Source organism: Ruegeria sp. P10, from assembly GCF_056534925.1.
The window spans coordinates 21,521-37,133 of record NZ_JBQERJ010000010.1 but is presented as its reverse complement, the minus strand read 5'-3'; the positions used below and the strand labels follow the sequence as shown (position 1 = coordinate 37,133).

General features: G+C 57.1%; 15 protein-coding genes, 1 tRNA gene and 1 riboswitch. Of the genes, 8 read left to right on the top strand and 8 right to left on the bottom strand.

From position 1 onward, the window contains the following. Positions 1–3: 3 nt before the first annotated feature. From ACR0FB_RS16460 to ACR0FB_RS16450, 3 genes are all read right to left on the bottom strand, one after another. On the bottom strand, positions 4–1,530 hold the full coding sequence (locus tag ACR0FB_RS16460) for a DUF1214 domain-containing protein (RefSeq protein WP_480621446.1): 1,527 nt from the start codon (positions 1,528–1,530) through the stop codon (positions 4–6). Between the two features lie 172 nt (positions 1,531–1,702). Then, positions 1,703–3,376: an alkaline phosphatase family protein gene (locus ACR0FB_RS16455; RefSeq protein ID WP_480621445.1), complete on the bottom strand. Its 1,674-nt coding sequence runs from the start codon at positions 3,374–3,376 to the stop codon at positions 1,703–1,705. A 661-nt stretch (positions 3,377–4,037) separates the two neighbouring features. Then, positions 4,038–4,113, bottom strand: a tRNA-Lys gene (locus ACR0FB_RS16450). Between the two features lie 210 nt (positions 4,114–4,323). Between ACR0FB_RS16450 and dapF the strand changes: the two genes are divergently transcribed. Together dapF and mtaB are read left to right on the top strand one after the other, a co-directional pair. After that, positions 4,324–5,166, top strand: a complete 843-nt coding sequence (gene dapF, locus ACR0FB_RS16445) for a diaminopimelate epimerase (protein WP_480621444.1) — start codon at positions 4,324–4,326, stop codon at positions 5,164–5,166. After that, complete coding sequence (gene mtaB, locus ACR0FB_RS16440) at positions 5,163–6,419, top strand: tRNA (N(6)-L-threonylcarbamoyladenosine(37)-C(2))-methylthiotransferase MtaB (RefSeq protein WP_480621443.1); 1,257 nt, start codon at positions 5,163–5,165, stop codon at positions 6,417–6,419. The genes dapF and mtaB overlap by 4 nt, the downstream gene beginning before the upstream one ends. A 22-nt stretch (positions 6,420–6,441) precedes the next feature. Here the strand turns inward: mtaB and ACR0FB_RS16435 are convergent, their stop codons facing one another. From ACR0FB_RS16435 to petA, 4 genes are all read right to left on the bottom strand, one after another. Further along, on the bottom strand, positions 6,442–6,858 hold the full coding sequence (locus ACR0FB_RS16435; RefSeq protein ID WP_480486281.1) for a nuclear transport factor 2 family protein: 417 nt from the start codon (positions 6,856–6,858) through the stop codon (positions 6,442–6,444). A gap of 150 nt (positions 6,859–7,008) precedes the next feature. After that, on the bottom strand, positions 7,009–7,794 hold the full coding sequence (locus ACR0FB_RS16430) for a cytochrome c1 (RefSeq protein ID WP_171638459.1): 786 nt from the start codon (positions 7,792–7,794) through the stop codon (positions 7,009–7,011). 17 nt (positions 7,795–7,811) lie between these two features. Beyond that, a complete protein-coding gene (gene petB, locus ACR0FB_RS16425; RefSeq protein ID WP_171638457.1) occupies positions 7,812–9,143 on the bottom strand; it encodes a cytochrome b in 1,332 nt (443 codons plus the stop codon). A 15-nt stretch (positions 9,144–9,158) separates the two neighbouring features. Beyond that, a complete protein-coding gene (gene petA / locus ACR0FB_RS16420) occupies positions 9,159–9,743 on the bottom strand; it encodes a ubiquinol-cytochrome c reductase iron-sulfur subunit (protein ID WP_152459513.1) in 585 nt (194 codons plus the stop codon). Between the two features lie 461 nt (positions 9,744–10,204). Here petA and ACR0FB_RS16415 point away from each other — a divergent pair, with 461 nt between their 5' ends. Beyond that, on the top strand, positions 10,205–10,651 hold the full coding sequence (locus ACR0FB_RS16415; protein WP_171638455.1) for a c-type cytochrome: 447 nt from the start codon (positions 10,205–10,207) through the stop codon (positions 10,649–10,651). Positions 10,652–10,670: 19 nt separating this feature from the next. Here the strand turns inward: ACR0FB_RS16415 and ACR0FB_RS16410 are convergent, their stop codons facing one another. Beyond that, positions 10,671–11,282, bottom strand: a complete 612-nt coding sequence (locus ACR0FB_RS16410; protein ID WP_171638453.1) for an FMN-binding negative transcriptional regulator — start codon at positions 11,280–11,282, stop codon at positions 10,671–10,673. Between the two features lie 54 nt (positions 11,283–11,336). After that, a riboswitch (FMN riboswitch) is annotated at positions 11,337–11,536 on the top strand. 119 nt (positions 11,537–11,655) lie between these two features. Between ACR0FB_RS16410 and ACR0FB_RS16405 the strand changes: the two genes are divergently transcribed. The 5 genes from ACR0FB_RS16405 (at position 11,656) to cobO (ending at position 15,598) form a co-directional block, all read left to right on the top strand. Further along, positions 11,656–12,096, top strand: coding sequence for a 6,7-dimethyl-8-ribityllumazine synthase (locus ACR0FB_RS16405; protein WP_480621442.1), 441 nt, complete (start codon positions 11,656–11,658; stop codon positions 12,094–12,096). A gap of 118 nt (positions 12,097–12,214) precedes the next feature. Next, positions 12,215–13,315, top strand: a complete 1,101-nt coding sequence (aroC, locus tag ACR0FB_RS16400; RefSeq protein ID WP_480621441.1) for a chorismate synthase — start codon at positions 12,215–12,217, stop codon at positions 13,313–13,315. Next, entirely contained in the window at positions 13,299–13,961 is a 663-nt protein-coding gene (locus tag ACR0FB_RS16395) for an HD domain-containing protein (protein WP_480621440.1), read from the top strand. Before aroC ends, ACR0FB_RS16395 begins: the two co-directional genes overlap by 17 nt. A gap of 45 nt (positions 13,962–14,006) precedes the next feature. Continuing rightward, positions 14,007–14,942, top strand: a complete 936-nt coding sequence (locus ACR0FB_RS16390) for a DMT family transporter (RefSeq protein WP_480621439.1) — start codon at positions 14,007–14,009, stop codon at positions 14,940–14,942. Between the two features lie 56 nt (positions 14,943–14,998). Continuing rightward, complete coding sequence (cobO, locus tag ACR0FB_RS16385; protein ID WP_480621438.1) at positions 14,999–15,598, top strand: cob(I)yrinic acid a,c-diamide adenosyltransferase; 600 nt, start codon at positions 14,999–15,001, stop codon at positions 15,596–15,598. Positions 15,599–15,613: the final 15 nt, after the last annotated feature.

Here is a 15,613-nt window from a genome sequence, read left to right as displayed (position 1 = left end):
TCTCTACTTAGTAGAGATGTTCACAACGTCATTCAGCATCCAGTCCTTGAACCAGTCCTCACTCACGGGGCGGTAGAGGCGGAACAGGAAGAACCAATCGTTGGCATTGGTGGCGCTCTCTGTGGTCACCCAATTGGCTTCAAAGCCTTCTGGCACCTCATCAAGATTGGGAGCGTAGTAAACATCGACAGAGCCATCGTCATTCTTCACCATGTTGTCCAAGTCTTTGGTCGACGCCCCGACCCGATCAACGCCGCGATTAAAGTTCTTGGTTTCCATATTGTACACGATAGCCGACCAGAAATCCTCAGCGGGCACATCGGCAGGTACGTTGAGTTTGTAGGTGTCCTCACCATTGAGCATGTTCCCATCTGAATCGCGCAGACCAGTCAGGTAGAAGGTAGCACCGCCCAACTTGCTCGGAAGGAAGGTCACGTAAAAGAAGGTCGCGGCCCTTTTGTCTATGAGGATTTCCGCACCATCCTCAAATGGGAAACCCATCTGGGCCTGAGGACCAAAGTTCCAGAAAGACCACTCAGACAGTTTCTCACCATCTTTAGTCCAAAGAGGAGCAACCGTTTCGCCCTCGGTGACGAACTTGTTCTGCATGTGGGCGTAGGCGAGCTCCAACCCTTCAAGCGCAGCTTTCCTCTGCGTCTCCGTGGGGTCAAACGCTTCACCCTTCTCGATACCGAAGCTTTCCAGCATCGAGTACATGGCGCGGTCCTTTTCTCGGATCGGGTTGTTCTGCACCACATCGTTAATGTCTTCGATAAAGGTCATGTTGTAATACGGCAGACAGTCGTAAGCGAGCTCGGTGGCATCGAGGTAATGCGTGGGCTCGATGGTTCGGTTAACGTCTTCTTCCAACGAGTAGATCTTAATGCCCTTGGCGTGCTCTCCAGCTTCCGCGTGTGTGGCTCCGTTTAAAAGCGTCGGGCGGAACGAAAATGAGACGTCATACGTGTCGTACTTAGGTACAATTATATAGCCCTGTGCTTCCAGCTTTTCCGCCGTGCCGAACGCGCCATCGTAGTCGGGCGGTAAGAACAGGTATTTACCGCCCTTGCCCTCGTCGGCCCCTTTCGATCCAACGTCGATCATCGGGACGTGCCACGCTGAGATGAAGGAGCCGAAATAGTCCACTTTGTCCGTCATTGGCGGGACTTCAACAACCATCGGGCCGTCTTTGGATGTGATCGACCCCCAAGCATAGGCCGTCGTGTCGTTCGCTGTGAGAAAACCCTTCTCGGACCCAAAGGGTTCGGTCACGTAGTTGACAGTATCGTAATCGCCGCCGGCCCGCACGGTGGCCTTGATGAAGTCGACTTGGGCCACAGCTGGCATGTAGTAGATCGCCGCCTGCGTCGCCCGCTGGACCATGATTTGATATTCGATGTCTTCAATCTCAGCCGAGCGGGCAAGAATGTCGCCAGTGTCGGCAAAGTCTGAGCCTGTGGGTGAGACAGCCATAGACGAACTAACGGAAAGAGATAATATGAGAGCGGTCGAACAAATAATTCTTTTCATTGGCTTATTCCTCACAGTTATGAGCAGATGAAGAATCGGGGTTTTGAATTCAGCACCTGCAGTCACCGATATTGAAGTGTCTAAACCGTTGAGTAGCAATAGCGTATCTGTTCGATCGAATGGCAGTTTTGAGTCGAGAGCGAACGTCTGCCTTGAGCCCAGTACTACCACCTTAAGGACTCGGAGGGCCAATTTCCATTAACGGTTCACCAGCAGCGCTGCTAGGTTGGCTGATACCCAAAAAATTGCTCAATGTAACAGCGACATCCACTGTTGAAACTGGGCGACTTACTCTAGCCGGTTTGATGTCGGGCCCAGAGAAGATGATAGGAACGTGAGTGTCATAGCGCCAAGGTGATCCGTGCATTACGGCAATCGGACCATCCTCAAACAGAAATGAGTACGGCGTCTGCACAACGTAAATGTCTCCAGAGCGTGTTGGGTGGTAATTGCGCCGGATTTGGTTTTGCAGCGTGTGACCCTGTTGTTCAGCGAGCGGTACAGTCGGCATGGCAAGCTCAATACCCGGTTCAGCCATTAACCTTTCGGCGACGCGCTGTTCGATCAACCGGAGGTCGGCGCCTGCCGACGATATAGCGTTGTGGTCGAGATAAACATATGGACGAAAAAAGAACTGAATCACGCCCTCAGCACCGAATTCATCAGCAATAGTGTTATTTACTTCCGCCATCAGTACTTCGGTGGAGTTTCGGAAAGTCGTGAGTCCGGCTTGAGCCATCTCTTCCGGGGCTTCGGGCATGCCATGATCTGCGGAAAGCACGTAAAGTACATTCTCGGGTCCGACTTCTCGATCCAGGAAGGCGAAAAAATCTGCCAGCGTCTCGTCCAAGCAGCGCACCATTTCTTCATTTTCCAGGCTGGTTGGTCCAAAGAAATGGTTGGTTGCGTCCACGCCCGAGAAACTGATGGAGAGGTAGTCGGGCCACTCGTCATGGCCTAGTTCTTCTTCTTTGATAGCAGTTTTTGCAAAATCCGCCGTGATCCGATCTCCATGCGGTGAAACCAGGACCTGTGTGTAATAGAGCCCATCTTCCGGCGTCCCATAGAAATGTGGGAAAGTACGACCGAACGTGCCGAGATTTGTTACGAATGGACGTTCCTCTTTGTCCATCAGGTAGGGCGCGTCCGAGCATTCCGGCCACCATTCACTCTCGATTTTCGTATCTGCCGGGCGCTTGGCGTTCCAATCGTTTGCCCAGTCAGGATATGCGTCATAATAGTACGTGCTTGTTTCAAACGCGCCAGTGGCCGTCGACATCCAAAAGGCCTTGCCGACATGTCCGGCCATTGCAACCGCCGAACGGTCTTTGCCAGACACAGAAAACACTTTGGATCGGCCCGCATTGGACTTCGACAATTCATCTCCGAAAGTTGTGGCCAGCAGGTTAACAGGCGAACGGCCTGAGGTCGTAGCGGCTGCCTGTGTTGGGTCAACTTGATCGACCTCACCCCCAAAGCCGGTAACAGCTAGCATTGGAAAGTTCGGGTCCTCAATATTGTACCCCAAACGCTCTTCAGCCCTGTTAAACCAGGCATTGCCAATCATTCCATGTTCAGAGGGGTATGCCCCAGTCGCAAGAGTCGCGTGGCCGACAATAGTTTCGGTGTTGGCGTGTCTATGGTGAGCGTCGGTGTACCAGACACCGTTGTTCAGAAGCCTGTTAAACCCTCCATCTCCAAAAGAGGCGCTGTACCGGGAAATCAAATCTCCACGCAGGCCATCTACTGTTATCTGCACGACAAGTCGAATGTCTTCCGTGGCACTTACTGCCGTTGCGGAAACAGATAGAAGCATGGTTGCGGCAAATGACCAGTATCTCTTCATTTCTTACCTCGCAGGGTTACTTCAGCGCCGAAAGTATCAGTGCCTATGCATTTCGGCTACTGTCAGTACGATCCCGCCATTGAGGTGCCCGTGCCGTTAAGGCCAAAGCCAGCTTACGATATTGATCGCTCGTCTGCTTAGTCCGCAAAGCGGTCGCTCATGCCTAGTGCAGCGAATGACTGCATTGAGCCCACTTCGACCGATGCTGCAAGCCTCACGGATGTACACGGCGTTGCAGCTGATCGCTGCGTCTACGGATTTTTGTTTCAAGTCTGTCAATGTTGCGATGCGCCGAAACCAGCAGTTTGATCAGAACTAGTCAAGGTCGTCTCCGTCTAAGGTTTGTGGCTGCTGTCCACGCCCCCAAGACACTGCGTCTTTGATCCAAAGTCCGCTTGCTGTGGATTGCCGCCGTCGCTGAGGTCTAGTGCTGCACAAGCAGCGAATGTCTGCTTGGTGGCCGACCTGCTCAAGTCCCGCTTGAGTTTGTCCGGGAGATTGTACACACGTGTAAGTGAGCTGCCGCCGCGTTATACCGTTGTGATCCAATAAGCACACTTCAATCTTTGTCACAGTGCTTCCGTATTGCTTCCGGTAGGCCGCACGTCACGAAGCGCACTCTGCACGGCCTCGTGTAAGTATTTATTTTTATTTAAAAAAGTGGTGAGCCGTGCAGGATTCGAACCTGCGACCCACTGATTAAAAGTCAGTTGCTCTACCAACTGAGCTAACGGCCCACTCTTTTGTTGGATCTGTTGATCCGTGGCGCTCTTTACGGCAATTCCCCGACCGGGTTCAAGCCCTTATTTTGCGCCTCGTTTCGCCGTAACAACGCGTGTTTCCGGCAACCCGATAGGCGGCCTAATTAGGCAGGTGGCGCTGGAGGGTCAACCCCTTTTTTGAGGAATCTTCGCGACAGGGTGGATTCATGTTCGGACCGACGTTATATGCCCGCCATGCAACAGAGACTCGACACCGGACTGCCCTTCATAAAGATGCACGGGCTGGGCAATGACTTTGTCATTGTTGACGCACGCGCACAGGATGCCCCGATCACGCCGACGCTGGCCCAGGGAATCGGGCATCGGCAATTTGGGGTGGGATTCGATCAGTTGACCGTTATCGAAAAGGGTGAAGCCGACGCGCATCTGGTGTTCTACAATTCCGATGGATCAACTTCTGCCGCCTGCGGCAACGCCACCCGCTGTATTGCACGGTTGCTTATGGATGAGACGGGGCGCTCTGCCCTCAAGCTCACCACGGAACGGGGAACCCTTCATGCGCGGGATGCCGGCGATGGGCTCACCTCGGTCAACATGGGGCACCCGCAGCTGGACTGGCGCGAAGTTCCTCTGGCAGAAGAAATGGATACGCTGGAATTGCCGATCGAAGGCACCCCGACGGCAACGGGAATGGGAAACCCGCATTGCACGTTCTTCGTTGACAACGCCGAAGCGATCCCGTTGGCAGAATTCGGCGCGCGTTACGAATACCACCCGCTTTATCCCGAACGCACTAATGTCCAGGTGGCCCAGGTCATTGGTCCGGATCACATCCGTATGCGCGTATGGGAGCGCGGAGTAGGCATCACTCTGGCATCTGGGTCTTCGTCCTGTGCAACGGCCGTGGCCGCCGCGCGACGGGGGCTGACCGGGCGCAAAGTGCGGATTGATTTGGATGGTGGCACGCTTTGGGTCGACTGGCGCGACGATGGTGTCTGGATGACCGGCCCGACATGTCACGTTTTCTCTGGCACTCTGACGCCTGAATTTCTGAGGTCGCTGGGATGAACCCGCCCAAGTTCACCACGTTGGGCTGCCGCCTGAACGCCTATGAAACTGAGGCGATGAAAGAACTGTCGCAACAGGCCGGTCTGACAGACGCTGTGGTGGTGAACACATGCGCAGTGACGGCTGAGGCCGTGCGCAAGGCCCGGCAGGAGATCCGCAAGCTACGGCGCGAGAATCCGAATGCCCGCCTGATCGTTACAGGCTGTGCCGCCCAGACCGAGCCCGAAACCTTTGCGCAGATGGACGAGGTCGATGCGGTCATCGGCAACACCGAAAAGATGCAGCCCGAGACCTGGCAAGGCATGGCGACTGATTTCATCGGTCAGACCGAGGCGGTGCAGGTGGATGACATCATGTCGGTCACTGAAACGGCCGGCCATCTGATCGACGGATTCGGCACCCGCTCGCGCGCCTATGTGCAGGTCCAGAACGGTTGTGACCACCGCTGTACCTTCTGCATCATTCCCTATGGCCGGGGCAACTCGCGCAGCGTGCCGGCCGGTGTGGTGGTGGATCAGATCAAGCGGCTTGTCGACAAGGGCTATAACGAGGTCGTGCTGACCGGGGTCGATCTGACATCCTGGGGCGCCGACCTGCCCGCAAGCCCCAAACTGGGCGATCTTGTCATGCGCATCCTCAAGCTGGTGCCCGACCTGCCGCGCCTGCGCATCAGCTCGATCGATTCGATCGAGGTGGACGAGAATCTGATGCAGGCCATCGCAACCGAGCCGCGCCTGATGCCGCATCTGCACCTGTCGCTTCAGCACGGCGACGATCTGATTCTAAAGCGCATGAAACGCCGCCATCTGCGCGACGACGCCATCCGCTTTACCGAAGAGGCACGCAAGCTGCGCCCCGACATGACCTTTGGTGCGGATATCATCGCAGGCTTCCCGACCGAGTCCGAAGCGCATTTCGAAAACTCGCTGAAGCTGATCAGCGACTGCGACCTGACTTGGCTGCATGTCTTCCCCTATTCCAAGCGTGAAGGCACACCGGCAGCTCGCATACCGCAGCAGGTGAATGGAACGGTCATCAAGGATCGCGCCGCCCGGTTGCGCGCAGCAGGCGACGCTCAGGTCAAAAAGCACTTGTCACAACAAATCGGCAAAACCCATCACATCCTGATGGAAAGCCCGCACATGGGCCGAACCGAGCAATTCACCGAAGTGTCCTTTTCGGCCCCCCGGACCGAGGGCGAGATCGTGACGGCGGCAGTCACCGGTCATACTCAAACCCAGTTGATCGCGTGATGGCGTCGGCTGCCGGCGGCATTCATTGCCCGGTCACGGCAGCGAGGGCGGCCGTGTCGTAGAATTCCTGATATTCGCAGACCCGGTCGCCGCAGAACTTGCAAATGACAACGACCGGCGTTTCGACCTTCTGGCCGCTGGCTTTGTGTGTCCAGGCCGTGACGCCCACCCCGACGACCCGGTCGTCCTGGGCTATGGTGTCCTGCAACGTCCAGTGGACCATTTCGAAGGCATCCGTCAATTCCTTCAGATATTGGTGCATCTGACCCTGCCCCTTGCGGGCGCAACTGAAGTCCAGCCCGTTTTTCCCGTCGCCAAGGGACCGGATGCAGATATCGTCGGTCGTGTAGTCGTCCCACATTTTCAGGTTCGAACCCTTGGATTCGTTCCATCTGGAAAAGGCCTCGCGCAGTTTCGCGGCATTCGACAAAGCGTTCATGACAATTCACTCCAAAATGACTTCTACAATGCAACCAGCGTCGTGTTGCACGGGGTTCGCGTCAAGGAACAAGTTGTCGAGCGGTTTCAAAGAAAAAGCCCCGCGCGACGCACGGGGCCTTTTGAATTTCCTTAAACCTACCCTGACGGATCAGGCGGATTTCTTGCCCTTATGCGGAGCCCACAGGCGCTTGTTGACCAGATAGAGAAGCACCGACAGAACGGTGAGGAAAATCACGCCAACAAAGCCGGCGTTCTTGCGCTCCATCATCTTCGGCTCGGCCGCCCACATCAGGAACGCCGCGACGTCCTCTGACATGTGTTCGACAGAGTTCGAGTGCCCGTCAGCAAACTCGACCTGTTCATCCGCCAGCGGCGGTGCCATCGAAATCCAGCCGCCGGGGAAGGCCTTGTTTTCGTAGAGGACAGTGCCTGCCTCTTCCTTCTCTTCACCAGTATAGCCGTCCAGCAGTGAGGCGATGTACTCGGCTCCGCCCATGCCTTTGACCAACTGATTGATGCCCAGACCGTAAGGTCCGTGGAAGCCCGCGCGGGCCTTGGCCATCAGGCTCAGGTCCGGCGCGCCGACACCGTTGTTGGCCGGGAAGTGGTCAGTCGGAATCGCCGGGCGGAAATCGTCCAGCTCGGGGTCAAACACTTCGAAGTTGCCCGCTGCATAAGCGATAACTTCTTCTTCCGAATAGCCCAGCGCTTCCAGATCGCGCAGAGGCACATATTGCAGACCGTGGCAGGCTGCGCAGACCTCGGTATAGATCTGCAGGCCGCGCTGCAGCTGATGCTGGTCCCAGGTACCGAAGGGACCTTCGAACGAGAAGTCGAAGTCTTCGATATGCTGCTCACCCCCACCTGCTGCAATGGATGCAACAGGGGTCAGGGCCAAGGCAAACGCGGCGCCGATTGCAAGTTTCTTGAACATGTTTCCGGTCCCTCTTCTTACTCGGCCGGCGTGGCTTTGGCGTCAGCCTTGCCATAATGCGCGTTGAAGTCTTCTTCGATGGTCTCGGGCTGTGCCAGAGGCTTCTCGATCACTCCGAGGATCGGCAGGATCACGAAGAAATAGGCGAACCAGTAGGCGGACGCGATCAGCGAGAAGGTCGCATAGGGCTCTTCCGCGGGCATCGCACCCAGCCACATCAGGGCAAAGAAGTCGATGACCAGCAGGTAGAACCACCATTTGAACATCGGACGGTACTTGCCCGAACGCACGTTCGAGGTGTCCAGCCAGGGCGCCAGCGCCATGGCCAGGATCGCACCGAACATCGCCAGAACACCGAAGAACTTGGCATCAATGATACCTCCGGTGATGAAGCTGGCGAATTGAACGACCCAGACCTCACCGGTGAACGCGCGCAGGATCGCGTAGAACGGCAGGAAGTACCATTCGGGAACAATGTGTGCAGGTGTCACCAGAGGGTTGGCTTCGATGTAGTTGTCCGGGTGGCCCAGATAGTTCGGCATAAAGCCCACGACGGCCCAGAACACGACCAGGATCACGGCTAGGGCGAAGAGATCCTTGATCACGAAGTACGGCCAGAACGGCAGCGTGTCTTTCTCGGCCTCAGCTTTCGAGCCCCGGCGCACTTCAACACCTGTCGGGTTGTTGTTGCCGGTGGTGTGGAAGGCCCAGATATGCACCACAACCAATGCCGCAATGATAAACGGCAGCAGATAGTGCAACGAGAAGAAGCGGTTCAGCGTGGCGTTGTCCACGGCGGGCCCACCCAGCAGCCAGGTCTGAAGCGCGTCACCAACAAACGGGATCGCACCAAACAGGCCGGTGATCACAGTCGCACCCCAGAAGGACATCTGACCCCAGGGCAGAACATAGCCCATGAAGGCGGTGCCCATCATCATCAGATAGATCAGCATACCGATGATCCACGTGATCTCACGCGGGGCTTTGTACGAGCCGTAGAACAAGCCGCGGAACATGTGGATGTAAACCGCCACAAAGAACAGCGACGCGCCATTCATGTGCAGATAGCGGATAAAGTGACCGCCATTCACGTTGCGCATGATGTGCTCGATGCTGGCAAAGGCCAGATCGACATGCGGGGTATAGTGCATCACCAAAACGATACCGGTGATGATTTGCAGCGCCAGGCAGAACGCCAGAACGATGCCCCAGATCCACCACCAGTTCAGGTTCTTGGGGGTCGGGATCATAAGGGTATCGTACAGCAGGCCGACAATCGGCAGGCGGCTGTTCAGCCACTTCTCGCCGTTTGTCTTCGGCTCGTAATGATCGTGGGGAATTCCGGACATAAGTTTGGGTCTCCCTTAGCCGAGTTTGATTGTGCTGTTATCCACCCATTCTGCGGGCGGGACAGGCAGGTTCTCAGGCGCGGGGCCTTTACGGATACGACCGGCGAGGTCGTAGTGCGAGCCGTGGCACGGGCAGAACCAGCCACCGAAGTCGCCGGCATCCCCCAGAGGCACACAGCCGAGGTGCGTACAAACGCCCATCTGAACAATCCAAGCACCCGGCGCTTCGCCTTCCGGTGACGGCATGACACGGTTTGCGTCAGTCGCAGGCGCATCTGCGCTCAGGTTGAAGTTGCGTGCCAGCGGATCTGGCAGCGCATCAACACCTTCGGCGTCCTGTTCCTGGGCTTCCTGAATCTCGGCACCGGTGCGGTGACGGACAAAAACGGGTTTTCCCAGCCATTTTACCGTCAGTTGCGTGCCCGGCTCGACGCCGCTCACATCCACACGGATCGAGGACAGCGCCTGAACGTCTGCCGACGGGTTCATTTGGTTGATCAGTGGCCATACGGCTGCACCCGTTGCAACGACACCTGCGCCGCCAGCGACGTAGTACAGGAAATCTCTGCGGGTGCCTTCGTGGTCTTCTGCGTGGGACACGAGGTTATCTCCGATTATCTGGCGCCCGCGGACGGGCAAATAGCTCGCGCACCGCACGAATGCGGTGTCTTAACCGCGCTTACTATCGGGGAGAATAGTGTTCGTCCAGCGTTCATAAACGCGCAATACGCCGCATGTGTCCCTTCATGCACGTGACGAGGGGCTTTTTTTGGTGATTCTCGTCCGCAACTTTACCTGTGGCTTCGAATCAACGGGGATTGATTCGAACTTCGAACTCAGTTTTGCAGGCGAAATCCAGCCCGATTCTGACCACCAGTCGGCCAATCATTTGAGAGCGTATTCTTGACAATCAGCATCGCGAAGCAGCGATTGTCTGCTGGGTAAATCATATTTGCCAAATAGATGATTTAAATCGAAAATTGAGCGCAATTACACAGTTGCACTTTTTGCGTGAATACCGGACAGCGCAAAAACGCGCGAACTCCTGCAAGGAGACCCCAATGTCAAAAATCACCCTGGCCACTGCGATACTCACATTGGCCCTGTCCTCGCAAACACTTGCGGCAGGTGATCCAGCGAAAGGCGAGGCGATGTACAACCGCTGTTCATCGTGTCATGCGATCATCAAGGACGGCGAAGTACTGGTCAAAGGCGGAATCACCGGCCCGAATCTCTATGGTGTCGTCGGACGTGTCGCCGGGTCCGAAAATGACTATCGCTACGGCAGCGAGCGCCTGCCGGTCGGTATGTTCACCGATGACATGATCCGTGCCGGCGAAGAAGGTCTGATCTGGACCGAAGAAAACATTGCCGCCTATTCCAAAGACCCCATCGGTTTCATCAAAGAGTATCTGGATGACGAAACCGCCCGCCCGAACATGAGCGTCAAGCTCAGGAAAGGCGCGGAAGATATCGCCGCCTATCTGGCAACTTTCAGTTCCGAGTAATCCTGTTTCCCGGTGCTGGTTACGCCTTGTGCATCAAGGCGGCCAGCTGACCGGTTTCACTGCCAAATCCGCCGGGCACTTTGTCGGCAGCAGCGATTCTTGCATCCTCCGGCTTGTTCTGGCCCAGTTTCCAGGTGCCCTGGATATCCTCTACCTGCATCCGGCATGGTACGATCATCCGCATCATTCTGGCCAACGCGTCATCAGACATTTTCCCGGTGACCCATGGCGCTTTGGGCAGCAGTCGATCTTCAAAGAATGCCGTTTGTCGATCCAGCAAATCACGCAGCTCGTCCTGCGGGCGCAGTTCAAGCCGTCCGGTCAGGTGCACGGCAACATAGTTCCAAGTCGGAACTTGATCGGCGACACCGTACCAGTCGGGCGAGACATAGCCATCAGGCCCCTGCACCGCGATCCTGACCTCTTTCGGCCCGTGCAGCATACGGACAATCGGGTTTGATCGCACCAGATGAAGATCGACCACCGCACCGTCCTCAGACAGCAGAAAGGGCACGTGACTGATCAATGGCGCGCCGTCGCCGGAAATCGCCAGAACGCCAAAAGCCCGGTCGCGGGCGAATTCAATATGACGCGCACGATCCTCGGCGCGGAAGGCTGGATTTGGGTGCATGGGCGACCTCCTGCCAAATCTCTTGCAGATGGGGTTGGTTCTTGGCAAGGTCTGCCTCGTTCTCAGGGCGGGGTGGAATTCCCCACCGGCGGTATGCGGGCCATGACCCGTAAGCCCGCGAGCGGCTCTGCCGTGTCCACGATCCGAACGGCAGAGGCCGGTATTCGGACAAAGTGTGGAACCACGAAAGAGTGTCAGCAGATCTGGTGAGAGGCCAGAGCCGACGGTCAAAGTCCGGATGGAAGAGAACGTGCAAGTCGTGCCGGTGAACCGGCGCGCCTGCTCGTGATCGCCTTGGGTGACGTGTCATGCCGGGCTGGCAGCAAAGGTTTTCGCGACCGCCAGCAGGCCACCGAACTGAAAGGAGATCACGATGACACACACCCGCTATGCTTTTGTCAAAGCCAACTGGCATTCCAACATCGTCGACCGCGCGCTGGACGGGTTTCTTGAACTGATCCCGGCCGATCAGGTCGATGTTTTCGACGTTCCCGGCGCGTTCGAGATGCCGCTGCTGGCCCGCGATCTGGCCCAAACCGGCCGCTACGCGGCTGTCGCCTGCGCCGCATTTGTCGTGGATAGCGGCATTTACCGGCACGACTTCGTGGCGCAGGCCGTCGTGGACGGGTTGATGCGCGCCGGCATGGATACCGGCGTACCGGTCCTGTCCGTCTCCCTGACGCCGCACCAGTATCAGGAAACCGACCATCACAACGCCATCTACCGCGCGCATTTTGTTGAGAAAGGCCGCGAAGCCGCACAAGCTGCGCTGAAAATCACAGCGACCCGAACGGCGCTGACGCAGGCCGCCTGATCTTCATCTTCTCAAAACTACTCATTCGCGCCACCGCAAGGTGGCGCGCACCAATTCGCAAATCCCCTTGAGGCTCACGGCGCTCCCCGCTAATCACGATCCCAAAGGAGCCCGCCCCATGTCGATGAACAGTTTTGGCCATTTATTCCGTGTCACCACCTGGGGTGAAAGCCATGGACCCGCCTTGGGTGCCACTGTTGACGGCTGTCCGCCGGGTGTCGCGATCGACAAGACCATGATCCAGCACTGGCTGGACAAGCGCAAACCGGGGCAGAACAAGTTCACAACCCAGCGGCGCGAACCCGATCAGGTGAAAATCCTGTCTGGTGTGTTCGAAGGGCAGACCACCGGAACGCCTGTGCAACTGATGATCGAGAACACCGATCAGCGCTCGAAAGACTATGGCGATATCATGGAAAAGTTCCGCCCGGGGCACGCCGATATCACCTATTGGCAGAAATACGGGATCCGGGATTATCGCGGCGGCGGGCGGAGTTCTGCACGCGAAACAGCATCACGTGTTGCTGCGGGTGGATTGGCGCGTGAGGCGATCAAACAGATTGCGCCCAACGTGCAGATCACCGGATACATGACCCAGATCGGGCCGCATAAGATCGAGCGCGACAATTTCGACTGGTCCCAGATCGAGCAGAACCCGTTCTGGACACCGGATGCGCAAGCCGCCGAGAAGTGGGCCACCTATCTGGACGATCTGCGCAAGTCCGGCAACTCGGTTGGCGCAATTGTCGAAGTTGTGGCGCGTGGCGTGCCCGCAGGGCTTGGCGCGCCGGTTTATGCCAAGTTAGACACTGATCTAACCGCTGCGATGATGTCGATCAACGCGGTGAAAGGCGTCGAAATCGGCGAAGGCATGGCCGCGGCTGAACTGACGGGCGAGGCCAACGCGGATGAGATTTTCATGGGCCAGAATGGCCCACAATACAGCTCGAACCATGCGGGCGGGATTCTGGGCGGCATCTCAACCGGACAGGACATCGTCGTGCGCTTTGCGGTCAAGCCGACCTCGTCTATTCTGACCACACGCAAAACCATCACCAAATCAGGCGAAGAGACCGAGATCATCACCAAGGGCCGTCACGACCCTTGTGTTGGTATTCGCGCGGTCCCGGTAGGAGAGGCGATGATGGCCTGCGTGATCCTCGACCACCTGCTCTTGCATCGCGGCCAGATCGGAGAGAACCGTGGACGGATCGGCTGATCTGCGCTCCCGCCTGCGGGCTGCGGTCGCACATCGCATGGAAACGGATCCGGCCCATGATCTGGCCCATCTGGATCGTGTTTGGACCAACGCCCGGGCCATCGCAGATGATCAAACCGATATGTCCGTGCTGCTGGCCGCAAGTTACCTGCACGATCTTGTGAATCTGCCCAAGGACGATCCCGCCCGGCATCTTGCCTCGCGCAGATCCGCAGCTGAATCAGAGCCTATTCTAAAGGAAATCGGGTTTGAGGCCGATCAGGTCCGTGCGATCCAGCACGCGATCGAAGCCCATAGTTTTTCGGCCGATATCCCCCCTGAAACGATCGAGGCACGCATTCTGCGCGATGCGGACCGCCTTGACGCCCTAGGCGCCATCGGTATCGCCCGCAACTTTTCCGTTTCCGGAGCCTTGGGGCGTACTCTTTACGATCCGGCGGACCCTTTTGCCCAAGCCCGGCCACTGGATGACCTTCATTTCTCGCTCGACCACTGGAAGGTGAAACTTCTGCGCCTGCCAGGTGACATGTTGACCGAAACCGGAAGGCGGATTGCAGAACAACGCACCGCGCGCATGATCCGCTTTCTTGAAGAATTCGCCGAAGAGATCGGCTGTTCCTTGCCGCAATCCTGGGTGAATTGCTGAATCCACCCGTTGATCTTTGCCCGTCAAAGACGCAGGTTCGCGCCGATGACAAAACCCTTAACTTCGCATCGACCTCTGCTTGCCGTAACGCTGAAGCTGTGCGCCTTGTTCCTGTTCACGTCGATGTCCGCGCTGGTCAAAGCACTTTCAGATGAATTCCCGCCGGGCCAATTGGTGTTTTTCCGGTCCCTGTTCGCAATCCCCGTGATCATTCTTTGGCTCATCGCGCGGGGGGAGTTGTCGAAAGGCTTTGTGGTCAAGAAACCCATGGGCCATTTCTGGCGCGGTGTTCTGGGGACAAGCGCCATGGGTCTTACCTTTACCGGCCTCAGCCTGTTGCCCCTGCCGGAAGTCACTGCCATCGGCTATGCGACACCGATCTTCACCCTGATTCTGGCCGCCGTCATGCTGGGCGAACGGATTCGGCTTATCCGTATCGGCGCTGTGGCTTTGGGTCTGCTGGGCGTCCTGATCATGATATGGCCACGTATTGGCACCACCAAGATGGAATTCGCCGCCACCATCGGCGCGTTATGCGTGTTGGGCGCAACCCTCGCCCGTGCCTTCGTTCAGATCCATATCCGGCAATTGGTCAAGGTCGATCACCCTGCGGCCATCGTGTTCTATTTCTCGATGACCGCGACGCTCCTGTCCGCTCTGACAGCATTCTGGGGATGGACGATGCCCACCTGGAATCAGGCTCTGATCATGGTCATGATGGGCCTGATCGGCGGCGTCGCGCAGATTTTGGTCACATCTTCCTATCGGTTTGGCCAGGCCTCGATGCTGGCGCCTTATGACTATGCAACCATGCTTTTTGCGATCGTGATCGGCTATGTCTGGTTCGACGAACTGCCAACGATTGCAATCCTGATCGGGGCCGCGCTGGTGATTGCAGGCAATGTTGTCGTCATCTGGCGCGAACACCAGTTGGGGCTGGAGCGGGGCAAGGCCCGGTCGGTTACAGACCCCAAAGCATGACTTTACCTTTTGCAATCTTCCCCTAGGTTGGGCCGAACAGTCAAAGAGGTTCCCAAATGAGCGACGCGCAGGATCACAAGGAAAAGATGCAGAAGGTGCAGGCCCAGCACCGCAAGAAAGTGTCCGAGGCCGTGGATCCAGGCCGCGGTCTGGTCCTGATCAATACCGGCAAGGGCAAGGGCAAGTCCTCGGCCGCGTTCGGCGTGGTCATTCGTGCCTTGGGCTGGGGCCAGACGGTTGCTGTGGTGCAGTTCATCAAGGGCAAGTGGAAAACCGGCGAGCGCCGTTTCTTCGAAGAGCGCGATCTGGTGACATGGCATACGATGGGCGAAGGTTTTACCTGGGACACACAGGACCGGGAGCGCGATATTGCGGCTGCCAATGCCGCCTTCGACAAGGCCTGCGCCCTGATGTCCAGCGGCGAATACGATCTGGTTGTGCTGGACGAGATCAACATCGCCCTGCGTTACGAATACCTGTCGGTCGAACAGGTCATCGAAGGTTTGAACACGCGTTCGGAAAAGACCAGCGTATTCCTGACTGGTCGCGACGCGCCGAACGCGCTGCGTGACTATGCTGATCTGGTCACGGAAATGACCGAGGAGAAACACCCGTTCCAAGCGGGCATCAAAGCACAGCGCGGCGTGGATTTCTGAAGCAACGTTGCTGAA